The 22,845-nt window shown below is 36.0% G+C and carries 22 protein-coding genes and 1 rRNA gene; 8 read left to right on the forward strand and 15 right to left on the reverse strand.

Annotated features, from left to right (window positions below):
• Nucleotides 1–7 precede the first annotated feature (7 nt).
• The 5 genes from ssb to CO726_RS17160 form a co-directional block, all read right to left on the reverse strand.
• The gene (gene ssb / locus CO726_RS17140; protein WP_000981967.1) at nt 8–529 is read right to left on the reverse strand and encodes a single-stranded DNA-binding protein; all 522 of its coding nucleotides are present in this window, start codon (nt 527–529) and stop codon (nt 8–10) included.
• Nucleotides 530–555: 26 nt separating this feature from the next.
• Nucleotides 556–846: a 30S ribosomal protein S6 gene (gene rpsF / locus CO726_RS17145; RefSeq protein ID WP_001233778.1), complete on the reverse strand. Its 291-nt coding sequence runs from the start codon at nt 844–846 to the stop codon at nt 556–558.
• A gap of 191 nt (nt 847–1,037) precedes the next feature.
• Entirely contained in the window at nt 1,038–2,138 is a 1,101-nt protein-coding gene (gene ychF / locus CO726_RS17150) for a redox-regulated ATPase YchF (protein WP_000524669.1), read from the reverse strand.
• Between the two features lie 115 nt (nt 2,139–2,253).
• On the reverse strand, nt 2,254–2,451 hold the full coding sequence (locus tag CO726_RS17155) for a DUF951 domain-containing protein (RefSeq protein WP_000436051.1): 198 nt from the start codon (nt 2,449–2,451) through the stop codon (nt 2,254–2,256).
• 20 nt (nt 2,452–2,471) lie between these two features.
• Nucleotides 2,472–3,353 (reverse strand): mechanosensitive ion channel family protein, encoded by an 882-nt coding sequence (locus CO726_RS17160; protein WP_098759618.1) that lies wholly within the window; start codon nt 3,351–3,353, stop codon nt 2,472–2,474.
• Between the two features lie 259 nt (nt 3,354–3,612).
• On the opposite strand from CO726_RS17160, the gene yyaC reads away from it, so the two are divergent.
• On the forward strand, nt 3,613–4,209 hold the full coding sequence (gene yyaC / locus CO726_RS17165) for a spore protease YyaC (protein WP_098759619.1): 597 nt from the start codon (nt 3,613–3,615) through the stop codon (nt 4,207–4,209).
• Between the two features lie 20 nt (nt 4,210–4,229).
• Here yyaC and spo0J read toward each other — a convergent pair whose 3' ends face one another.
• The 10 genes from spo0J to rpmH all read right to left on the reverse strand — a co-directional run bounded on the left by spo0J (nt 4,230) and on the right by rpmH (nt 13,275).
• Nucleotides 4,230–5,081 (reverse strand): stage 0 sporulation protein Spo0J, encoded by an 852-nt coding sequence (gene spo0J / locus CO726_RS17170; RefSeq protein ID WP_099685043.1) that lies wholly within the window; start codon nt 5,079–5,081, stop codon nt 4,230–4,232.
• Nucleotides 5,074–5,835: a sporulation initiation inhibitor protein Soj gene (gene soj / locus CO726_RS17175; protein ID WP_000516117.1), complete on the reverse strand. Its 762-nt coding sequence runs from the start codon at nt 5,833–5,835 to the stop codon at nt 5,074–5,076. The genes spo0J and soj overlap by 8 nt, the downstream gene beginning before the upstream one ends.
• Nucleotides 5,836–6,024: 189 nt before the next feature.
• Complete coding sequence (gene noc, locus CO726_RS17180; protein ID WP_000799026.1) at nt 6,025–6,897, reverse strand: nucleoid occlusion protein; 873 nt, start codon at nt 6,895–6,897, stop codon at nt 6,025–6,027.
• 105 nt (nt 6,898–7,002) lie between these two features.
• Nucleotides 7,003–7,722 (reverse strand): 16S rRNA (guanine(527)-N(7))-methyltransferase RsmG, encoded by a 720-nt coding sequence (gene rsmG / locus CO726_RS17185; protein WP_098759623.1) that lies wholly within the window; start codon nt 7,720–7,722, stop codon nt 7,003–7,005.
• Nucleotides 7,723–7,743: 21 nt separating this feature from the next.
• Entirely contained in the window at nt 7,744–9,633 is a 1,890-nt protein-coding gene (gene mnmG, locus CO726_RS17190; RefSeq protein WP_098759624.1) for a tRNA uridine-5-carboxymethylaminomethyl(34) synthesis enzyme MnmG, read from the reverse strand.
• A gap of 46 nt (nt 9,634–9,679) precedes the next feature.
• Nucleotides 9,680–11,056: a tRNA uridine-5-carboxymethylaminomethyl(34) synthesis GTPase MnmE gene (gene mnmE / locus CO726_RS17195; protein ID WP_098759625.1), complete on the reverse strand. Its 1,377-nt coding sequence runs from the start codon at nt 11,054–11,056 to the stop codon at nt 9,680–9,682.
• A gap of 226 nt (nt 11,057–11,282) precedes the next feature.
• Nucleotides 11,283–11,900, reverse strand: a complete 618-nt coding sequence (gene jag, locus CO726_RS17200; RefSeq protein WP_099685044.1) for an RNA-binding cell elongation regulator Jag/EloR — start codon at nt 11,898–11,900, stop codon at nt 11,283–11,285.
• The gene (gene spoIIIJ, locus CO726_RS17205; RefSeq protein ID WP_099685045.1) at nt 11,897–12,664 is read right to left on the reverse strand and encodes a YidC family membrane integrase SpoIIIJ; all 768 of its coding nucleotides are present in this window, start codon (nt 12,662–12,664) and stop codon (nt 11,897–11,899) included. The genes jag and spoIIIJ overlap by 4 nt, the downstream gene beginning before the upstream one ends.
• 52 nt (nt 12,665–12,716) lie before the next feature.
• Nucleotides 12,717–13,064, reverse strand: coding sequence for a ribonuclease P protein component (rnpA, locus tag CO726_RS17210; protein WP_000726627.1), 348 nt, complete (start codon nt 13,062–13,064; stop codon nt 12,717–12,719).
• 76 nt (nt 13,065–13,140) lie between these two features.
• Entirely contained in the window at nt 13,141–13,275 is a 135-nt protein-coding gene (gene rpmH, locus CO726_RS17215) for a 50S ribosomal protein L34 (protein WP_000831901.1), read from the reverse strand.
• 564 nt (nt 13,276–13,839) lie between these two features.
• Here rpmH and dnaA point away from each other — a divergent pair.
• The 7 genes from dnaA to CO726_RS17250 all read left to right on the forward strand — a co-directional run.
• A complete protein-coding gene (gene dnaA, locus CO726_RS17220) occupies nt 13,840–15,180 on the forward strand; it encodes a chromosomal replication initiator protein DnaA (protein WP_099685046.1) in 1,341 nt (446 codons plus the stop codon).
• Nucleotides 15,181–15,358: 178 nt separating this feature from the next.
• Nucleotides 15,359–16,498: a DNA polymerase III subunit beta gene (gene dnaN / locus CO726_RS17225; RefSeq protein ID WP_098759629.1), complete on the forward strand. Its 1,140-nt coding sequence runs from the start codon at nt 15,359–15,361 to the stop codon at nt 16,496–16,498.
• Between the two features lie 127 nt (nt 16,499–16,625).
• Nucleotides 16,626–16,838, forward strand: a complete 213-nt coding sequence (gene yaaA / locus CO726_RS17230) for a S4 domain-containing protein YaaA (protein WP_098759630.1) — start codon at nt 16,626–16,628, stop codon at nt 16,836–16,838.
• A 12-nt stretch (nt 16,839–16,850) separates the two neighbouring features.
• Nucleotides 16,851–17,978 (forward strand): DNA replication/repair protein RecF, encoded by a 1,128-nt coding sequence (gene recF / locus CO726_RS17235; protein ID WP_099685047.1) that lies wholly within the window; start codon nt 16,851–16,853, stop codon nt 17,976–17,978.
• Nucleotides 17,979–18,016: 38 nt separating this feature from the next.
• Nucleotides 18,017–19,939: a DNA topoisomerase (ATP-hydrolyzing) subunit B gene (gene gyrB / locus CO726_RS17240; protein ID WP_063224001.1), complete on the forward strand. Its 1,923-nt coding sequence runs from the start codon at nt 18,017–18,019 to the stop codon at nt 19,937–19,939.
• Nucleotides 19,940–20,027: 88 nt separating this feature from the next.
• Nucleotides 20,028–22,499, forward strand: a complete 2,472-nt coding sequence (gyrA, locus tag CO726_RS17245) for a DNA gyrase subunit A (RefSeq protein WP_063224002.1) — start codon at nt 20,028–20,030, stop codon at nt 22,497–22,499.
• A 243-nt stretch (nt 22,500–22,742) separates the two neighbouring features.
• Nucleotides 22,743–22,845 (forward strand): 16S ribosomal RNA (locus CO726_RS17250); the annotation flags it as partial.

Below are 22,845 nucleotides of genomic sequence, written 5' to 3' on the forward strand. Positions count from 1 at the left end.
TACTGTATTAGAACGGTAAATCGTCGTCGGAAATGTCGATCGGTTGACCTACATTTGAAAATGGATCGTCATTCTTCGTAAATCCAGAGTTTCCTTGATTACCTTGGTTACCCGAATTACTAGATTGACCAAATGGGTTAGAGCTTTGGTTACCGAAACCAGCTCCTGATGGTTGCTGATTAAATGAACCACGTTGCTCCCCACCGCCATTACGCGGCTCTAAAAATTGCACGCTTTCCGCAAGAACTTCTGTTACGTATACACGTTTACCATCTTGTCCCTCGTAATTACGAGTTTGAAGACGTCCATCTACGCCTGCTAAGCTACCTTTTTTCAAATAATTTGCTACGTTTTCTGCTTGTTTACGCCATATTACACAATTAATAAAGTCAGCTTCACGCTCACCTTGTTGATTGGCAAATGCGCGATTCACAGCTAACGTAAAAGTAGCTACTGCAACACCATTGGGCGTGTAACGTAAGTCAGGGTCCTTAGTTAAACGACCAACGAGGATAACACGATTCATCAATCGAACCACTCTCCCTTATATATCAATTATTTTTCTTCTTCTTTAACAACGATATGACGAAGGATGTCTTCGTTGATCTTAGCTAAACGGTCGAATTCGTTAATCGCTTCTGCGTTAGATTTCACGTTTAAGATCATGTAGAAACCTTCACGTAAGTCGTTGATTTCGTAAGCTAAACGACGCTTACCCCACTCTTTCGTGTTAATGATTTCTGCACCATTGTTTGTTAAAACACCTGCAAAACGTTCAACTAAAGCTTTTTGAGCTTCTTCTTCAACGCCAGGACGAATGATGTACATAATTTCGTACTTTCTCATTACACTTTCACCTCCTTTTGGTCTAAACGGCCCGTAATGGGCAAGGAGCAATTAATTTATAGTAATTACTCACGAGTTTAGATTATATCATAGTAAGTTAGATGAATCAACTGACCCATACATAAAAAACTTGGCAAACACATAATATATTTGCCAAGCTCATATCTTTATTTTTCCTAGGAAATATTAAATTAAACGTTGAAACGGAAATGCATAACGTCTCCGTCTTTTACGATATACTCTTTTCCTTCTAAACGAACTTTACCAGCTTCTTTTGCCGCTGTCATAGAACCGTTTGTCATTAAGTCTTCGTAAGAAACTGTTTCCGCACGAATAAATCCACGCTCAAAGTCTGTATGAATGACACCAGCACATTGTGGTGCTTTCATACCTTGTTTAAACGTCCATGCACGTACTTCTTGCACACCAGCCGTGAAGTAAGTAGCAAGTCCTAATAAATCATATGCAGCACGAATTAATTGATCTAAACCAGACTCTTCAATGCCTAGTTCTTCAAGGAATACTTTTTTCTCTTCCTCGTCTAACTCAGCGATTTCTGATTCAATTTTTGCACATACAACGATTACTTGAGAATTTTCATTTGCAGCAAATTCTTTTACCATTTGTACGTATTTATTTTCAGAAGGGTCGATAACATCGTCCTCGCTTACGTTTGCTACGTATAACATTTCTTTCGTTGTCAGTAAATGAAGACCTTTAACAATCTTCATCTGCTCTTCTGTAAATTCAACAGTACGAGCCGGTTTTCCCTCTTCAAAAGCTTCTTTTAAACGCACTAAAATTTCATGCTCATATACTGCTTCTTTATCCTTTTGTCTTGCTAATTTCGCAACACGCTCAATACGCTTATCAACAGACTCTAAATCTGCTAAGATTAGCTCTAAATTGATTGTTTCAATATCATCAATCGGATCTACTTTCCCTGAAACGTGCGTAATATTTTCGTCTTCAAAACAACGAACAACTTGGCAAATTGCATCAACTTGGCGAATGTGCGATAAGAATTTATTTCCTAAACCTTCACCCTTACTAGCACCTTTTACGATACCTGCAATATCAGTAAACTCAAATACAGTCGGAACAGTTTTTTTCGGTTCTACTAATTCCGTTAATTTATTTAAACGCTCATCTGGTACTTCTACAATCCCTACGTTTGGATCAATTGTACAGAATGGATAGTTTGCAGATTCTGCTCCTGCTTGTGTAATTGCATTAAATAAAGTGGACTTCCCTACGTTAGGTAATCCAACAATCCCAGCCGTTAATCCCATATTTTTCACTCCTATGTCTCAATCTTTCATCATTATAGATAGTAACGAAAAAAATGACAAGTTTCCTCCAAACGAAAAAAAGTAACAGCTACCCACTGTAACTGTTACTTTCTCTCTATTCTTCGTGCTTCACAAGTATTTTTTTCACCTTACGATCAAACTCTCGTCGAGGAATCATTACTGAATGGTCACATCCCTCGCACTTAATGCGGATATCCATTCCCATACGAATAATTTTCCAACGATTCTCACCACATGGGTGTGCTTTCTTCATTTCCACAACATCGTACAAGTTATACTGCTTTTGCTCCATTCTCCAAACCCCTCTCCATACTAAATTGCTTTTCCACTCACCAATTCTTCACGATTATATAAAACCATACGTGGATATGGAATTTCAATACCATGTAAATCTAGACGATTTTTAATTTCTTTACGAAGTGCTCTTGCAATAACTGCATGTTGCATTGGTTCTACTTCAGCAATAACACGTAATATAACTTCTGAAGCAGCTAATGTTTGTACACCTAACAATTGAGGCGTTGTTACCATTTTCTCATACTTTGCAGGTAATTCTTCTAATAATTCTTCAATGACTTGCTCTGCTTTTGCTATGTCAGCCTCATACGAAATAGATACATCAACAAATGCTACACTATTACTCACTGAGAAATTCGTAACTTGAATAATACTTCCGTTTGGTAAAGTATGAATTTCACCTGTCCAACTCTTTACTTTCGTTGTACGAAGTCCAATTTCTAGAACAACACCTTCAAACTGACCAATTCTTACATAGTCACCTACTGAAAACTGATCTTCTAGCAAAATAAATAAACCTGTAATAACGTCTTTCACTAAACTTTGAGCACCAAATCCGACTGCCAAACCAATTACCCCAGCACCGGCTAATAAACCTGATGCATTAATATTGAATACACCTAAAATCGCAATTAACATAATGAACATAACAACGTATGCCACAATATTTTCAAGTAACTTCGCTACTGTAACTGTACGACGTTCTGAGATTTGAATTGGAGAACGACTTCCCATACGAAATGCATTTCGTACAATTGCACGCGCAACTCGTACAACAACTGCACCAATGATTAAAATAATACATATTTTCAATGTCGCTGTTCCAATATCAGCCCAACGATCAGCATTTAATAAATACTGTTTCGTGGCATTAAACCACTTTGTTAATACATCCATGTACCTCTACCTCTCCAGCCAAAATTTCTTTTTAGTTATCCTTCTTATTGTATCAGAAGTCTCCTAATTGCTGAAAAAATTTTATGACTTTAATTACATTTGTTAACTTCTATGCAGGTATAAAATGGAACGAATATATATATACTAGTACTATTATTTCCGTTTTCACTTAAGTTTTACAAAAAGTACGCACTTATAGTTTTCCATTTTACTCACCATATAACATATTTTGAAAATTTATTAAAAGGATGGGTGCTTCATGAATATTGGAAGTTTTCGCTTACCTTTTTTCGAAAAAGAAACTCAAAATGTTATGCACCAAGACTTAGAAGCCTCCGAGACAATTAGTAACTTCTTACTTTCCCATATCCCTATTAAAACGAATATACCAATTATTCTCATTTGTATCGGAACAGATCGTTCTACAGGTGATGCACTCGGCCCGTTAGTTGGTACAAAACTAGAACAAGTAGGAATTAAAAACTTCCAGGTGTTCGGCACACTAGATGAACCAGTACATGCACTAAATTTAGAAGAAAAAATCCAGAATATACAGAAAGATAATCCTACTTCATTTATAATTGCGGTTGATGCCTGTCTAGGAAAATCTCAAAGTATCGGTTCTATTACTACCGGAATGGGACCTAGTAAACCTGGAGCTGCGATGAATAAGAAATTACCTGCAGTTGGTGATTTACATATTCATGGCATCGTAAATCTAAATGGTTTTATGGAGTTTTTCGTCCTGCAAAATACAAGATTAAGTTTAGTCATGAAAATGGCTGATGTGATTGCACAGAGTATAAAAGAAACAGACCAAAAATTATCTGTATTAAAAAAAGCAAACCATCTATAAATAATAAGATGGTTTGCTTTTTAGTTTTTCTGTGCTAATAATTCTAAAATACGATTTAAATCTTCTTTATTAAAAAATTCAATTTCGATTTTACCTTTTTCTTTTTTCGTTTCTTTAATTTTTACATCTGTGCCAAACTTTTCTCTTAAGAACGTTTCGCGTTCTACGAAAAATATATTTCTCTCTTTTTTCACTTGTTTTGTTTCACGTGAAACGCGTTGATTAATTGCCTGAACAATTTTCTCTAATTGACGAACATTTAATCCTTCTTTTTCAATTCGTTTCAATAAAGATTTCAATTGTTCTTCATCTTTTATCGTAAGTAAAGTTCTCCCATGAGCCATTGAAAGTTGACCATTTGCAATCATATCTTGCACAAAAGAAGGGAGGCTTAATAACCGCGTATAATTTGCAATGTAAGGTCTGCTCTTACCAAGACGTTTTGCTAATTGTTCTTGCGTTACATTTAGCTCATTCATTAACATTTGATACGCCATTGCTTCTTCCATTGGATTTAAATCTTCTCGTTGTAGGTTTTCAAGCAATGCAAACTCCATCATTTGCTGCTCATTTAATTGTCTTACAACTGCAGGTACCTTTTCAAGTCCCGCTGCTTTGGCAGCACGATATCTTCTTTCACCTGCAACAATTTCATATCCTTTAATACTCTTCCTAGCAATTAACGGTTGTAATATGCCATGCTCTTTAATAGAAGCCGATAACTCCTGAATCGCTTCTTTATTAAAGTGTTTACGTGGTTGATATGGATTCGGTCTTAATTCAGTTATCACAATCTCCTGAATTGTCTCTTCTTCTTTCACATCTAAATCAGGAAAAAACACATTGATTCCTCTTCCTAATCCTTTAGCCACCTGCAATCACTTCCTCTGCTAAATCTATATATACTTCTGCCCCTCTTGATTTAGCGTCATACTGCATAATTGGTTTCCCATGACTTGGTGCTTCACTTAAACGAACATTACGAGGAATAATCGAACGGTATACTTTATCTCTAAAGTATTTTTTCACTTCATCTATAACCTGAATCCCTAAATTCGTACGGGCATCCAACATTGTTAGCAATACACCTTGAATTGCTAGATTTTTATTTAAATGCTTTTGCACAAGTCGTACTGTATTTAATAGCTGACTTAATCCTTCTAGTGCGTAATATTCACATTGAACAGGGATAATAACGGAATCTGCTGCGGTTAACGCATTAATCGTTAATAACCCTAAGGACGGGGGACAGTCGATAATAATATAATCATATTCATCACGAACTGGCTGTAATGCCCTTTGCAAACGTACTTCCCGGGAAATAGTCGGTACCAATTCAATTTCGGCACCTGCCAATTGAATTGTAGCGGGTAGAACATCTAAGTTTTCAGTTGCGGTTTTCCGTATAACTCCTTGAACATCTGCATCTTCCACAAGAACGTTGTAAATACATTGATCTAATTCGGATTTTTCAATTCCCACACCAGTCGTTGCATTTCCTTGAGCATCAATATCTACAAGAAGGACCTTTTTACCTACTTGTGCCAATCCAGCCCCTAAATTAACAGATGTTGTTGTTTTCCCAACGCCACCTTTTTGATTGGCAATAGCAATGATTTTTCCCATGATGTCACCTACTTTCAACCTTTCTATCTTATTCTAGTAACAATTACGTTTATTGTAACATGAAATAAAAGTTTTTCTTTTACGTCCTTATTAAACTTCAAAATTTATTTCTAAACTCCTTCTTCATCTCACAAGAAAATATAGTAAAAGAGACCTATCCAATAGGATCAGGTCTCTAACACGCCATTATTATTTTTTCTTCGGAATTTTAATTGTAATTTGATAGTACTCATCAAATTCTTCTTCCTCAGAATTAACATTTAAACCACTGTCAGCAACCATTTGTAATGACTGCCTAATTGTATTCATGGCAATTCTCGTATCTCGACTTACTGCTTTTTGCTTTGCCTTGCGCTTCGGTTTTGCTTCCTCTAGTAGTTTCGCAATTCGTTCCTCTGTTTGCTTTACATTCAGTTGTTTCTCCACAATTTCCTGTAAAACTTTCAGTTGTAATTCCTCATTCTTTAAAGGAATGAGCGCACGGGCATGGCGTTCTGTAATGCTTTTTTCTAATAACGCACTTTTTATTTCTTCAGGCAACTTTAACAATCGCAACTTATTTGCGATTGTCGATTGTCCTTTTCCAAGTCGTTGTGCCAATGCTTCTTGTGTTAGATTATGTAACTCAATTAGCTTTTGATATGCCACAGCTTCCTCGATTGCTGTTAGTTCCTCACGTTGCAAGTTTTCAATTAAAGCTACAGAAGCTGTCTCTGTATCATTTAAGTTCTTTATAATTGCAGGAACCTTTTCCCATCCTAACTTCGTTGCCGCACGGAAACGTCTTTCTCCAGCAATAATTTCGTACTTATCATCCTCATATTGCCTCACAACAATTGGCTGAATAAGTCCGTGTGTACGAATTGTTAATGCTAGCTCCTCGATACGCGCATCGTCAAAAACTGTTCGTGGTTGATAACGGTTAGGGGTAATATTTACTATCGGAATTTCTTGTATTTCTTCATATACCTTTTTATCTATTTCTTCATGGCTTTCGTCTTGTAATTCGAATTCGCTCTCTTTATCTCCAAAGCCAAATAAACGAGAAAACGTATTTTTCATACATATTCCACCACCTTTTAGGCCTATTGACTATTCTCCATAAAATGTTTCCTATGAAACATTTACGTTTTCATTTATATAATTTAATCTTACGTCTAATAAGATTTATTTTTCAATAGGTAATTTATTGGGTGTTCCTGGTTTGCGTGGATATTTCTTTGGTGTCTTGCGCTTTTTCTCAATTAATAAAATATTACGTTCACTTTCTTCAAATGGTAATTGGAACGTAGACATTTCTTTTAGATCCCCGCCTAGCACCTCTAAAGCATACTTGCCATTTTCAATTTCTTCGCTTGCTGCGGCACCTTTCATTGCAATGAATGTTCCCCCAACTTTTACAAGTGGTAAACATAGCTCACTTAATACTGAAAGACGCGCAACTGCACGTGCCATTACAATATCGTACGATTCACGTACACCTTCTTTTTTCCCAAATGTTTCAGCACGATCGTGACAAAACGCGACGTCACTTAATTCCAACTTTTGTGCTAAATGATTTAAGAAATTAATACGTTTTTGCAATGAGTCTACAATTGTCACTTTTAAGTGCGGGAAACAGATTTTTAAAGGAATACTTGGGAATCCAGCTCCTGCACCAACATCACAAATTGAGAATGGTTTTGAAAAATCATAATAAAAAGCAGCTGTAATGGAATCAAAAAAGTGTTTTAAATATACTTCTTCTTTCTCCGTAATAGCCGTTAAATTCATTTTTTCATTCCACTCTACTAATGTTTCGAAGTAGATTTCGAACTGCTCTAACTGTCTAGAAGAGAGGGTGATACCCTTCTCTTCTAGCATAGATTGAAATTGTTCTATGTTCATCTAACAATATCTCCTTACTATTTATTGGTTCGATACTCGCGCAATTTTTCCTTGTTCAATATACACAAGTAAGATGGAAATATCCGCTGGATTTACGCCAGAAATACGTGAAGCCTGCCCCATTGAAAGTGGACGAACATCTTTCAATTTCTGCCTAGCTTCTGAGGCAAGGCTAGAAATCGCATCATAATCAATATCCACAGGGATTTTTTTGTTTTCCATTTTCTTCATACGATCTACTTGCTGTAAAGATTTTTCGATATATCCTTCGTACTTAATCTGAATCTCAACTTGTTCTGTCACTTCATCACTTAATTCTACTTCACTTGGTACTAAAAGATGAATATGCTCATATGTCATCTCTGGACGACGTAATAAGTCACTTGCACGTATTCCGTCTTTTAATTCACTTCCACCAATGCTACGAATTAATTCTTGAACTTCAGGACGTGGTTTAATAATAATGCTGCCTAAACGTTCCTTTTCCTGTTCAATTTGTAATTTTTTATTTGTAAATCGCTCATAACGCTCTTCTTTAATTAATCCAATTTCACGACCAACTTCAGTTAAACGAAGATCAGCATTATCGTGGCGTAATAATAGACGATATTCTGCACGAGACGTTAATAAACGATATGGTTCATTTGTACCTTTCGTTACAAGATCATCAATTAAGACACCAATATAAGCATCCTCGCGACCTAAAATAACTTCTTTTTTACCTAAAGAACGGCATGCTGCATTAATCCCAGCCATAAGTCCTTGTCCTGCCGCCTCTTCGTAACCAGAAGTTCCGTTAATTTGTCCTGCTGTATATAAATTTTTAATTTTTTTCGTTTCAAGTGTTGGCCATAATTGCGTTGGCACGATTGCATCGTATTCAATTGCATAACCTGTACGCATCATTTCAACATTTTCTAGACCAGGGATTGTTCTAAGCATATCACGCTGCACGTCTTCTGGTAAGCTTGTGGATAAACCTTGTACATACACTTCTTGTGTATTACGTCCTTCTGGTTCTAAGAAAATTTGATGACGTGGTTTATCATTAAACCTTACTACTTTGTCTTCAATTGACGGACAATATCTAGGTCCTGTTCCCTTAATCATACCAGAATACATAGCTGAACGATGTAGGTTTTCATCTATTAAACGATGTGTTTCCGTACTTGTATACGTCAACCAACATGGAATTTGGTCCATAATAAATTTTGTCGTTTCAAAAGAGAACGCTCGTGGTTTATCATCACCTGGCTGAATTTCTGTTTTACTGTAATCAATCGTATTACTATTTACGCGCGGAGGTGTACCTGTTTTAAATCTAACAAGATCAAATCCAAGTTCCTCTAAATGTTCTGATAAAGTAATAGATGGTTGTTGATTATTCGGACCACTCGAATATTTTAAATCCCCCATAATAATCTCACCGCGTAAAAATGTTCCAGTCGTAATTACAACTGTTTTTGCTGTATATTCAGCACCAGCTTGCGTAATTACCCCTTTACATTCGCCATCTTCAACGATTAAACGCTCTACCATTCCTTGGAACAACGTTAAGTTTGGTGTTTCTTCAATTGTTTTCTTTAATTCATGCTGGTAAGAGAACTTATCTGCTTGTGCTCGAAGTGCGCGTACAGCTGGCCCTTTACCCGTATTTAACATACGCATTTGAATATGCGTTTTATCAATGTTTCGTCCCATTTCTCCGCCTAATGCATCAATTTCACGAACAACAATCCCTTTTGCTGGTCCACCAACAGAAGGGTTACATGGCATAAACGCTACCATATCTAAATTAATTGTTAACATTAATGTTTTGGAGCCCATTCGTGCTGCCGCAAGACCAGCTTCACATCCTGCATGACCTGCACCGATTACTATGACATCGTATGAACCGGCATTGTATCCCATTGTTTATTCCTCCTAATAATCTCTATCTTTCTAACACATCGCTATATTATTTTCCTAAACAAAATTGAGAGAACAACTGGTCAATTAGGCTTTCATGAACGGTATCACCAGTAATTTCACCAAGTATTTCCCACGTTCTTGTTAAATCAATTTGCACCATATCAATTGGAACACCATTTTCTATTGCCTCAATTGCATCTCCAATTGTTTTTCCTGCTTGTGTTAATAATCCAATATGTCTCGCGTTAGAAACATATGTCACATCTGCAGAATCAATTGTTCCTTCAAAGAATAAATCAGCTATTGCCTTTTCAAGCTCATCTATTCCTTGTTCCTCAATTAACGACGTTGTAATAACACGATTTCCCGCTGCCAATTCTGTAACACGTTCCATATCGATTGCTTGCGGTAAATCTGTCTTATTTACAATAACAATGAAATCTTTTCCTTGTACGGCACGGAATAGATCTTCATCCTCATTCGTTAAAGCTTCACTATAATTAACGACAACTAATACTAAATCAGCTTGGTTCATCATTTCTTTTGAACGCTCTACACCAATTCGTTCAACAACATCTTCTGTTTCACGAATCCCGGCTGTATCTATAAGCTTAAGTGGTACACCACGCACATTAACGTACTCTTCAATAACATCACGAGTTGTTCCTGCAATATCAGTTACAATTGCCTTTTTCTCCTGAACGAGACTATTTAATAGCGATGATTTCCCAACATTAGGTCTACCGATGATTGCAGTAGCAATACCTTCACGTAAAATCTTTCCTTGCTTCGATGTTTCTAATATTTTTGCAATTTCAGCACGAACATGTGTAGCTTTCTCAATTAAAATATTATGTGTCATTTCTTCCACATCATCATATTCCGGGTAATCTATGTTTACCTCAACATGAGCTAACGTTTCTAATATGTCCTGACGCAGACGGCCGATTAATTTAGATAATCGGCCTTCCATTTGATTAATTGCTACGTTCATTGCACGATCTGTTTTTGCACGGATTAAATCCATAACAGCTTCTGCTTGTGATAAATCAATACGGCCATTTAAAAAAGCACGTTTTGTGAATTCACCAGGCTCCGCTAATCGTACTCCTTGCGCTAAAATAAGCTGCAATACTTTATTTACGGAAACAAGTCCACCGTGACAGTTAATTTCTACTATATTTTCACGTGTAAAAGTCCTTGGTGCACGCATAATAGACACCATCACTTCTTCAATAACCTGATTTGTATCTAAATCAACAATATGACCATAATGAATTGTGTGAGAAGGAACCTCTGTTAAATCCTTCCCTTTAAAAATACGATTAACTTTTTCAACCGCATCATCCCCACTTACTCGAACAATGGCAATTGCACCCTCTCCAAGCGCTGTGGAAATCGCGGCAATTGTATCAAATTCCATGTCCTTTCACCTCACTTGCTTATTTATCTCTATTTCAACATGATTATTTTCTTCACTAAATTATTAGAATACCATAACGAACCTATCTACAAAAGATTAATAACTCATTTTATTATGTCCTCATGTAAAAAACACTAAACTTATTCACAGTGGATAAGTTTAGTGTTTTTTAGTTATCCACATCTATTTTCCCCTCAAAAAAACCGGCACTCAATTGAGTAACCGGTCACTTGGAAGATATTACAACATGTCGATGTGGTTCTTTTCCCTCAGAAGTTGTAATGATATTTTGATGATTAGATAATGCTTGGTGGATAATCTTTCGTTCAAAAGATGGCATAGGCTCCAACACAACTCTTTTTTTCGTACTTACTACTTGTTTTGCTAATCGATAAGAAAGTGCTTCTAATGTACCTTTTCTTTTACTACGATAATTTTCAGCATCTAGTGTGATACCAATATACTGCTTCGTATTACGATTCGCTACAAGTTTTGTTAAATACTGTAAAGAGTTTAAGGTGTTTCCTCTTTTTCCAATCAAAACACCTATATTTCCGCCAGAAATTGTAAATTCAACTTCGCGTCCTTTTACAATTTTACTAATCTCAGCTTCCACACCCATATCGTGAATAACATTTTTTAAATATTCTTCACATTCTTGAATTGGATCTTTCTTCAATACAACTTCTACTACTGCAGGTCTATTCCCAAATAAACCTAAGAATCCTCTTTTACCTTCATCGATAATATTTATATCTACTCGGTCTTTTGAAGCATTTAATTGCCTTAAAGCATCCTCTACTGCCTGCTCAACTGTTTGACCTTTAGTGGTGATTACACTCACTTACCTGATCCCTCAGCCTTACTAGCCTTAATTTCTGGCCCTTTAATCAAATACATTTGAGCGATACCAAAGATATTACCAACAACCCAGTAAAGTGATAATGCAGCTGGGAAGTTAATTGCAAAGATTAAAATCATGATCGGCATAAGCCAAATCATCATTGCCATTTGCGGGTTTTGTCCAGCAGTTCCTGCCATTGCAAGCTTTTGCTGAATAAATGTCGTAATTGCCGCAACAACCGGTAAGATATAGAACGGATCTGCCTGTCCTAAGTCGAACCATAAGAATGTATGCTTACTAATTTCTGATGTTCTCATAATCGCATGGTAAAACGCGAATAAAATAGGCATCTGAACAAAGATTGGTAAACATCCTGCTAATGGATTTACACCATTTTTTTGATATAACTGCATCATTTCTTGTTGTAATTTTTGCTGTGTCGCTTGATCTTTAGAACTATATTTCTCTTTTAGCTTCACCATTTCTGGTTGTAACGCCTGCATTGCTTTCGTACTCTTCGTTTGTTTAATCATTAATGGTAATAATGCAAAACGAATAATAAGAGTCGTAACAACGATTGCTAAACCGTAATTACTACCAAATAAGTTGGCAAAATACGTAATTAACTGAGAAAGCGGGTATACGAAGTATTCATTCCAAATTCCAGTGCTTTTTGGTGTAATTGGCTGATTTACTTCACTACAGCCAGCAGTAATCGCCATTAATACAACAACCATGGCTAGTAAACCTAATTTCTTTTTCAAAGCCTACTCCTCCTTGTATCGGTATGTATATAGTGTAATTCATTTCCTTACGCTACTTTTTTATTCTTTTCATACCAGAGCGTTTAAAGACATGAATTAAGCTTTTCTTTAATTCTTCATATGTCATCTCTGCACAAGGCTTCCTTGCTATTATAACAAAATCTTTTCCAGAATCTATCTCATCTTTTAATTCTGTGATCGACTGGCGAATCATACGTTTAATTCGGTTACGCACTACTGCATTCCCTATTTTCTTGCTGACAGAAAGGCCAATACGAAAGTTTGGCTGCTCTTCTTTATCTAGTTGATAGACAACAAACTGACGATTCGCATTTGATTTTCCTTTTTGAAAAACCGTCTGGAATTCATCATTCTTTTTTATACGATGTTTTTTCTTCATATCAATTGACACTCCTGTAGTTCATCAGCGGAAATTCACTATTATTAGAAAAAAAGACCACTGAACGATCAGTGGTCTACGCAGATAATACTTTTCTTCCTTTACGACGACGAGCTGCTAGCACTTTACGTCCGTTCGCTGTGCTCATACGGCTGCGGAAACCATGTACTTTGCTGCGCTTACGTTTATTTGGTTGGTAAGTTCTTTTCATTATATGACACCTCCCTGAGGAATATCTGTTAAAGACAGTCTTATAAATTATAGTTAATCAACTAGGAAAATGTCAATGGTTCTCGAAATTTTCATCAAATATTCATTTTGAACCTATTCACATACTTTTTCACAGACCTCATATTTCCTTGTGGATAAATGTTTTTCTTGTTTTTTATATCCACAAACCCTTTTCGTACTTTTACACAGTATATCGTGTTGTGGACAAGTTTGTTCCACAAGGTATTGATTTTGTGGATAACTTTCTTAATTTCATTGCTATAGCTACTTTTTTTTGATATTATAGTTGTGTTTTCACTTTGAATAAGTTTTTCACATCTTTATCTTATCCACAATTTGTGTATAACATGTGGACAGTTTTAATCACATGTGGGTAAATGATTATCCACATTTACTTTTTTTGTCGAAAACCCTATCTCATATACAAACGACGTTTTTAGGTTTTAAAATACGTTTCGTATAAATATACATTTTATATTTATTTAAGTTGTACATTTGTTGCACAACTTTATTCTTTTACCAACTTAGTAAAGGAGGGACACCTTTGGAAAACATATCTGATTTATGGAACAGTGCCTTAAAAGAATTAGAAAAAAAGGTCAGTAAACCGAGTTATGAAACATGGTTAAAATCAACAACCGCACATAATTTAAAGAAAGACGTATTAACAATTACGGCTCCAAATGAATTTGCCCGTGATTGGTTAGAATCTCATTATTCAGAGTTAATTTCGGAAACACTTTATGATTTAACAGGGGCAAAATTAGCTATTCGCTTTATTATTCCCCAAAGTCAAGCTGAAGAGGAAATTGATTTTCCTTCTTCTAAACCAAATTCAGCACAAGATGATGCTAATCATTTACCACAGAGTATGCTAAACCCAAAATATACATTTGATACATTTGTTATTGGCTCTGGTAACCGTTTTGCTCATGCTGCTTCCTTGGCTGTAGCCGAAGCACCAGCCAAGGCATATAATCCCCTCTTTATTTACGGGGGCGTCGGACTTGGAAAAACCCATTTAATGCATGCAATTGGTCATTATGTAATTGAACATAACCCAAACGCAAAGGTTGTATATTTATCATCAGAAAAATTTACAAATGAATTCATTAATTCTATTCGCGATAATAAAGCGGTCGATTTTCGTAATAAATACCGCAATGTAGATGTTTTATTGATAGATGATATTCAATTTTTAGCAGGAAAAGAACAAACTCAAGAAGAGTTTTTCCATACATTCAATGCATTACACGAAGAAAGTAAACAAATTGTAATTTCTAGTGATCGGCCACCAAAAGAAATTCCAACTTTAGAAGATCGTCTTCGTTCTCGCTTTGAATGGGGACTCATTACGGATATTACGCCACCAGATTTAGAAACAAGAATTGCAATTTTACGTAAAAAAGCAAAGGCTGAAGGACTTGATATACCAAATGAGGTCATGCTTTACATTGCAAATCAAATCGATTCAAACATTCGTGAGCTAGAAGGTGCACTCATCAGAGTTGTAGCTTATTCATCTTTAATTAACAAAGATATTAATGCTGATTTAGCAGCTGAAGCACTTAAAGATATTATTCCAAATTCTAAACCAAAAATTATCTCTATTTATGACATTCAAAAGGCTGTCGGGGATGTTTATCAAGTAAAATTGGAAGATTTCAAGGCTAAAAAGCGAACAAAATCAGTTGCCTTTCCTCGCCAAATTGCAATGTATTTATCACGCGAGCTTACAGACTCCTCCTTACCTAAAATAGGTGAAGAATTCGGTGGACGTGATCATACAACAGTTATCCATGCCCATGAAAAAATTTCTAAGCTACTTAAAACGGATACGCAATTACAAAAGCAAGTTGAAGAAATTAACGATATTTTAAAGTAGTAGCTGAATAGTGTGAATAACTTCCCTTGTTTTACGCACAGTCTATCCACATGTAGATAGACTGTTTTTACATCCTTTAACAGAGTTATCCACATATCCACAAGCCCTACTACTATTACTACTATTTTTTATCTTTATTAATTAAATAAAATCTTATACTTACCGGAGGTTTTTCTTTATGCGTTTTTCAATACAAAAAGACTATCTTGTAAGGAGTGTACAAGATGTAATGAAGGCTGTTTCTTCTCGTACAACAATCCCGATCCTTACAGGAATTAAAGTTGTTGCTACAGAAGAAGGCGTTACGTTAACAGGAAGCGATGCTGATATTTCTATCGAATCTTTTATCCCAGTCGAAGAAGATGGAAAAGAAATCGTAGAAGTAAAACAATCAGGAAGTATCGTTTTACAAGCAAAATATTTTAGTGAAATTGTAAAAAAATTACCGAAAGAAACTGTCGAAATTTCTGTGGAAAATCATTTGATGACAAAAATAACTTCTGGAAAATCAGAATTTAATTTAAATGGTTTAGATTCTGCAGAATATCCATTGTTACCACAAATTGAAGAACATCATGTTTTTAAGGTTCCAACAGATTTACTTAAACATATGATCAGACAAACTGTATTTGCCGTTTCTACTTCTGAAACAAGACCGATCTTGACAGGTGTAAACTGGAAGGTATATAACAGCGAACTAACTTGCATTGCTACAGATAGTCACAGATTGGCTCTTCGAAAAGCAAAAATCGAAGGCATCGCAGATGAATTCCAAGCGAATGTTGTTATTCCAGGTAAAAGTTTAAATGAATTAAGCAAAATTCTAGATGAGTCTGAAGAGATGGTAGATATCGTTATTACGGAGTATCAAGTATTATTCCGTACAAAGCATTTATTATTCTTCTCAAGATTGTTAGAAGGAAATTACCCTGATACAACTCGTTTAATTCCAGCGGAGAGTAAAACAGATATTTTTGTAAATACAAAAGAATTTTTACAAGCGATCGATCGTGCATCTCTGTTAGCAAGAGATGGTCGTAATAATGTTGTGAAATTATCAACTTTAGAACAGGAAATGTTAGAAATTTCTTCGAATTCACCAGAAATCGGAAAAGTAGTTGAAGAAGTTCAATGTGAAAAAGTAGATGGGGAAGAGTTAAAAATATCTTTTAGTGCAAAATATATGATGGATGCACTAAAGGCATTAGATAGTACTGAAATTAAGATTAGCTTTACTGGAGCAATGAGACCATTCTTAATTCGTACAGTAAATGATGAATCCATTATTCAATTAATTTTACCGGTTCGTACTTACTAAGTAAGAAATAAGGGTTGCTAGTTTTCAGATGCTAGTAGCCCTTATTTGATTTTTGGGTATTACTTTCCTAATGCTAGTTTATTTAGTACAATGAAAGAATGAACACTTTCAGAAAGTGAGCGATTTTATGAAACATATTAAAATTTCAACAGAGTATATTACACTAGGGCAATTTTTAAAGTTAGCCGATGTAATTGATACAGGTGGCGCTGTAAAATGGTTTTTACAAGAATATGAAGTGTACGTGAATCAAGAACTTGAAAATAGAAGAGGTCGCAAACTATATGCGAACGATATTATCGAAATTCCAGGAAGCGGAAGTTTCCAAGTTCAGTCATAAAGGGGGAGCCCTTTGTTTATTTCAGAAATACAATTAAAAAACTATCGCAATTATGAAAAGTTAGAGCTTTCCTTTGAAGATAAGGTAAATGTAATTATCGGCGAAAATGCGCAAGGGAAAACGAATTTGATGGAAGCTATTTATGTTTTAGCGATGGCGAAATCTCATAGAACCTCTAATGATCGTGAGCTTATCCGTTGGGATGAAGAATTCGGTCAAATTAAAGGGAAGTTACAAAAGAGAAATAGTTCTTTGTCTTTGGAATTAAATATCTCGAAAAAAGGTAAAAAGGCAAAATTAAATCAACTTGAACAACAAAAATTGAGTCAATATATTGGCGTGATGAATGTTGTCATGTTTGCCCCAGAAGATTTAAATCTTGTAAAAGGAAGCCCTCAAGTAAGAAGACGCTTTTTAGATATGGAACTTGGACAAATAGCACCCGTCTATTTGTATGAACTAAGTCAATATCAAAAGGTGCTCACGCAACGAAATCACTTGCTTAAAAAAATGCAAGGGAATAGCAAAAATGAGGAAACGATGTTGGATGTATTTACACTTCAACTTATTGAACATGGTACAAAAATATTGCGAAAACGTTTTGAGTTTTTGCACTTACTACAAGAATGGGCTGCACCAATCCATCGTGGGATTAGTAGAGGATTAGAAGAGTTAGAAATCATCTATAAACCAAGCGTAGATGTATCAGAATCAATGGAGTTGTCGAAAATAAAAGAAGTATACTATGAAAGTTTTCAATCTGTGAAACAACGTGAAATTTTTCGTGGTACGACTTTAATAGGTCCTCATCGTGATGATTTACAATTCTTCGTTAATGGTAAAAATGTTCAAGTCTTTGGTTCGCAAGGACAACAACGAACGACCGCACTGTCCCTAAAATTAGCTGAAATTGAATTGATTTACTCAGAAGTTAAGGAATATCCAATTCTTTTATTAGATGATGTTTTATCAGAGCTAGATGATTATCGTCAATCACATCTGTTAAATACAATTCAAGGTAAGGTGCAAACATTTGTGACAACGACGAGTGTCGACGGAATTGAACACGAAACATTGAAAGAAGCAAAAACAATTCATGTAACGAACGGCACGGTAGATTGTGAAATAGATAGGGCATAACCCCTGTTTAAATGGAAAAGTAGGTGATCTTTGTGTCAATGGACCAAAAACAAATGCAAGAAAACGCATATGATGAAAGTCAGATACAGGTGCTTGAGGGACTAGAAGCAGTTCGGAAACGTCCGGGTATGTATATTGGATCTACGAGTGGAAAAGGACTTCACCACCTTGTATGGGAAATTGTCGATAATAGTATCGATGAAGCATTAGCAGGATATTGCGATGAAATTAATGTTAGCATCGAAGAAGATAATAGTATTCTTGTAACCGATAATGGACGTGGTATTCCAGTTGGTATACAAGAAAAAATGGGACGTCCTGCAGTAGAGGTTATTATGACTGTCCTTCACGCTGGTGGTAAATTTGGCGGCGGCGGTTATAAAGTTTCTGGCGGTTTGCATGGTGTTGGAGCATCTGTTGTAAATGCATTATCAACAGAACTAGAAGTATTTGTACATCGTGATGGTAAAATCCATTACCAAAAATACGAAAGAGGTATTCCGGTTGCTGATTTAAAAGTTATCGGTGATACAAATCAAACAGGAACAATAACTCGCTTTAAGCCAGATCCAGAAATCTTTAAAGAGACGACAGAATATGAATTTGATACGTTAGCAACTCGTATGCGTGAGTTGGCGTTTTTAAATCGTAATATAAAATTAACAATTGAAGATAAGCGTGAACATAAGCAAAAGAAAGAGTTCCATTATGAAGGTGGAATTAAATCTTATGTGGAGCATTTAAATCGTTCAAAACAACCAATCCATGAAGAGCCTGTATATGTGGAAGGTTCAAAAGATGGAATCCAGGTTGAAGTTTCGTTGCAATATAACGAAGGATATACAAATCATATTTACTCATTTACAAATAATATTCATACGTATGAAGGTGGTACACATGAGGTAGGATTCAAAACTGCCCTAACACGTGTAATCAACGATTATGGTCGGAAAAATAACATTTTAAAGGATGCGGATAGTAATTTAACTGGTGAAGATGTTCGTGAAGGTTTAACGGCGATCGTATCAATTAAACATCCAAATCCACAATTTGAAGGACAAACGAAGACGAAACTTGGAAATAGTGAAGCGAGAACGATTACAGAATCTGTATTCTCGGAAGCCTTTGAAAAGTTCTTACTAGAAAATCCAAATGTTGCGCGTAAAATTGTAGACAAAGGTACGATGGCAGCGCGTGCGCGTGTAGCTGCTAAAAAAGCTCGTGAATTAACACGTAGAAAGAGTGCGTTAGAAGTTTCGAGTTTACCAGGTAAATTAGCGGATTGCTCTTCGAAAGATCCAGCAATCAGTGAAATTTACATCGTAGAGGGTGACTCTGCCGGCGGATCTGCGAAACAAGGACGTGACCGTCATTTTCAAGCGATTTTACCACTTAAAGGTAAAATTATTAATGTTGAAAAGGCGCGATTAGATAAAATTTTATCTAATGATGAAGTGCGTACAATTATTACAGCAATTGGTACAAATATTGGTGGGGATTTCGATATTGAGAAGGCCCGTTATCATAAAATTATTATTATGACGGATGCCGACGTGGATGGTGCACATATACGTACCCTATTATTAACGTTCTTCTATCGTTATATGCGTCAAATAATTGAGTGTGGTTATATCTATATTGCGCAACCACCATTGTTTAAAGTACAACAAGGTAAAAAAATTCAATATGCTTACAACGATAAAGAACTTGAAAAAATACTAGCTGAATTACCAGCTCAACCTAAACCTGGAATTCAGCGTTATAAAGGTCTAGGGGAAATGAATCCAACTCAGCTGTGGGAGACAACAATGGACCCAGAAGTACGTTCGTTACTTCAAGTTTCTCTTCAAGATGCGATTGAAGCAGATGAAACATTTGAAATTTTAATGGGTGATAAAGTAGAGCCACGCCGTAACTTTATCCAAGAAAATGCAAAATACGTGAAAAACCTTGATATTTAAATGAGTAATGACAGGAATCTAAGTATTCCTGTCTTCTACATATAAATCAATGTATGTGTAACGGAAATGTAAGAGGAGGTGCTCGTTGATGTCAGACAATCAACAACAAGCACGAATTCGAGAAATTAATATTAGTCATGAAATGCGTACCTCATTTTTAGATTACGCGATGAGTGTTATCGTATCTCGTGCATTACCAGATGTTCGTGATGGGTTAAAACCAGTTCATCGTAGGGTTTTATATGCGATGAATGATTTAGGAATTACAGCTGATAAAGCATATAAGAAGTCGGCGCGTATTGTCGGCGAAGTAATTGGTAAGTATCACCCCCACGGAGATTCAGCTGTTTATGAAACGATGGTACGTATGGCGCAAGATTTTAGTCAACGTTATATGCTTGTTGATGGTCATGGTAACTTTGGTTCTGTTGATGGAGATTCAGCGGCAGCAATGCGTTATACAGAAGCAAGAATGTCTAAGATTTCTATGGAATTAATACGTGATATTTCAAAAAATACAATTGATTATCAAGATAACTATGATGGTTCTGAAAGAGAGCCAATTGTATTACCAGCTCGTTTCCCTAACCTACTAGTAAATGGTACGACGGGTATTGCAGTTGGTATGGCAACAAACATTCCGCCGCATCAACTTGGCGAAGTAATTGACGGTGTATTGGCATTAAGCCATAACCCTGACATTACCATTGCGGAATTAATGGAATATATTCCTGGGCCAGACTTCCCAACGTCAGGTTTAATCTTAGGGCGAAGTGGTATTCGTAGAGCTTATGAAACAGGACGAGGTTCTATTATGCTTCGTGCCAAAGTTGAAATTGAAGAGAAATCAAATGGTAAACAATCTATTATCGTAACGGAACTACCTTATCAAGTTAATAAGGCGCGATTAATTGAAAAAATTGCAGAATTAGTTCGCGATAAGAAAATTGAAGGTATTACAGATTTACGTGATGAATCAGATCGAAATGGTATGCGTATTGTTATGGAAGTACGTCGTGATGCAAATGCCAATGTACTATTAAATAATCTATATAAACACACGGCACTTCAAACGAGCTTCGGTATTAATATGTTGTCTCTTGTAAATGGAGAGCCGCAAGTCCTAAATCTAAAACAAAATCTATATTATTATTTAGAGCATCAAAAGGTAGTAATTCGTAGACGTACTGCTTACGAATTAGAGAAAGCAGAAGCACGTGCCCACATTCTAGAGGGATTACGCATTGCGTTAGATCACCTTGATGAAGTTATTACTTTAATCCGTAGTTCAAAAACAGCTGATATCGCAAAGCAAGGTTTAATGGAACGTTTCGGTTTAAGTGAGAAACAAGCACAAGCGATTTTAGATATGCGCTTGCAACGTTTAACAGGATTAGAACGTGAAAAAATCGAGCAAGAATATCAAGATTTAATGAAGTTAATTGCTGAATTAAAGGCGATCTTAGCAGATGAAGAGAAAGTTCTTGAGATTATTCGAGAAGAATTAACAGAAGTAAAAGAGCGCTTCAATGATAAGAGACGAACAGAAATCACAATCGGCGGTATGGAATTTATTGAAGATGAAGATCTAATTCCAGAGCAAAATATTGCAATTACGTTAACTCATAACGGTTATATTAAGAGGTTACCAGCTTCTACGTACAAAACACAGAACCGTGGTGGACGTGGTGTACAAGGAATGGGAACGAACGATGATGATTTCGTAGAACATTTATTGACTACTTCTACACATGATCATATTTTATTCTTCACAAACAAGGGTAAAGTATATCGTACAAAAGGATATGAAATTCCAGAGTATAGTCGTACAGCGAAAGGGCTACCGATTATTAACCTATTAGGGGTAGATAAGGGTGAATGGATCAACGCCATTATTCCAATTCGTGAGTTTGGTGACGACCAGTTCCTATTCTTTACAACGAAACAAGGTATCTCTAAGAGAACGCCACTCTCATCATTTGCAAATATACGTACGAACGGTTTAATTGCAATTTCGCTTCGTGAAGAAGATGAAGTGATTTCTGTACGTTTAACATCTGGTGATAAGGATATTATCGTAGGGACAAGTAATGGTATGTTAATTCGCTTCAATGAACAAGATGTACGTTCTATGGGCCGTAATGCAGCTGGTGTAAAAGCCATTACACTAGGCGAAGAGGACCAAGTCGTAGGTATGGAAATTGTTGAAGAGGATACGAATGTTTTAATTGTAACGAAGAATGGATATGGTAAGCGTACGCCGGTTGAAGAGTATCGACTACAGAGTCGTGGTGGTAAAGGTCTGAAGACTTGTAACATTACAGATAAGAACGGTAAATTAGTAGCGGTTAAGTCTGTAACAGGTGAAGAAGACATTATGTTAATTACAGCAGCGGGTGTTATTATTCGTATGCCAGTTGATCAAATCTCTCAAATGGGACGTAATACACAAGGTGTTCGTCTAATTCGATTAGAAGATGAGCAAGAGGTAGCGACGGTAGCAAAAGCACAAAAAGATGACGAAGAAGAAACGAGCGAAGAGGTTTCTTCAGAAGAATAAGAGAGGGGGATTTCTCCCCTCTTTATTTTTTTATAATAATACTTGCATAGATAAGAGAAAGCTTATATAATAGGCAGAGTCAGCAAATGAGACATACAAGTTATTGAAAAAACTTGTTGACGAAAATAATATACTATGATATATTATAAAAGTCGCTGAAACGCGATGTTGAACTTTGAAAACTAAACGAAACAAACAACGTGAAACGTCAATTTTTATTTTTAGATGCTAGACAAACTAACTTTATTGGAGAGTTTGATCCTGGCTCAGGATGAACGCTGGCGGCGTGCCTAATACATGCAAGTCGAGCGAATGGATTAAGAGCTTGCTCTTATGAAGTTAGCGG

Source organism: Bacillus fungorum (genome assembly GCF_002746455.1).
Lineage (GTDB): Bacteria > Bacillota > Bacilli > Bacillales > Bacillaceae_G > Bacillus_A > Bacillus_A fungorum.

Bases quoted from the DNA above. Each gene is read 5' to 3' on its own strand.
- rpsF (WP_001233778.1), bottom strand. From the start codon at position 846: ATGAGAAAGTACGAAATTATGTACATCATTCGTCCTGGCGTTGAAGAA.
- ychF (WP_000524669.1), bottom strand. From the start codon at position 2,138: ATGGGATTAACGGCTGGGATTGTTGGATTACCTAACGTAGGGAAGTCC.
- CO726_RS17155 (WP_000436051.1), bottom strand. From the start codon at position 2,451: ATGGAGCAAAAGCAGTATAACTTGTACGATGTTGTGGAAATGAAGAAA.
- CO726_RS17160 (WP_098759618.1), bottom strand. From the start codon at position 3,353: ATGGATGTATTAACAAAGTGGTTTAATGCCACGAAACAGTATTTATTA.
- yyaC (WP_098759619.1), top strand. From the start codon at position 3,613: ATGAATATTGGAAGTTTTCGCTTACCTTTTTTCGAAAAAGAAACTCAA.
- soj (WP_000516117.1), bottom strand. From the start codon at position 5,835: ATGGGAAAAATCATTGCTATTGCCAATCAAAAAGGTGGCGTTGGGAAA.
- noc (WP_000799026.1), bottom strand. From the start codon at position 6,897: ATGAAAAATACGTTTTCTCGTTTATTTGGCTTTGGAGATAAAGAGAGC.
- rsmG (WP_098759623.1), bottom strand. From the start codon at position 7,722: ATGAACATAGAACAATTTCAATCTATGCTAGAAGAGAAGGGTATCACC.
- mnmG (WP_098759624.1), bottom strand. From the start codon at position 9,633: ATGGGATACAATGCCGGTTCATACGATGTCATAGTAATCGGTGCAGGT.
- mnmE (WP_098759625.1), bottom strand. From the start codon at position 11,056: ATGGAATTTGATACAATTGCCGCGATTTCCACAGCGCTTGGAGAGGGT.
- rnpA (WP_000726627.1), bottom strand. From the start codon at position 13,064: ATGAAGAAAAAACATCGTATAAAAAAGAATGATGAATTCCAGACGGTT.
- rpmH (WP_000831901.1), bottom strand. From the start codon at position 13,275: ATGAAAAGAACTTACCAACCAAATAAACGTAAGCGCAGCAAAGTACAT.
- dnaN (WP_098759629.1), top strand. From the start codon at position 15,359: ATGCGTTTTTCAATACAAAAAGACTATCTTGTAAGGAGTGTACAAGAT.
- yaaA (WP_098759630.1), top strand. From the start codon at position 16,626: ATGAAACATATTAAAATTTCAACAGAGTATATTACACTAGGGCAATTT.
- gyrB (WP_063224001.1), top strand. From the start codon at position 18,017: ATGGACCAAAAACAAATGCAAGAAAACGCATATGATGAAAGTCAGATA.
- gyrA (WP_063224002.1), top strand. From the start codon at position 20,028: ATGTCAGACAATCAACAACAAGCACGAATTCGAGAAATTAATATTAGT.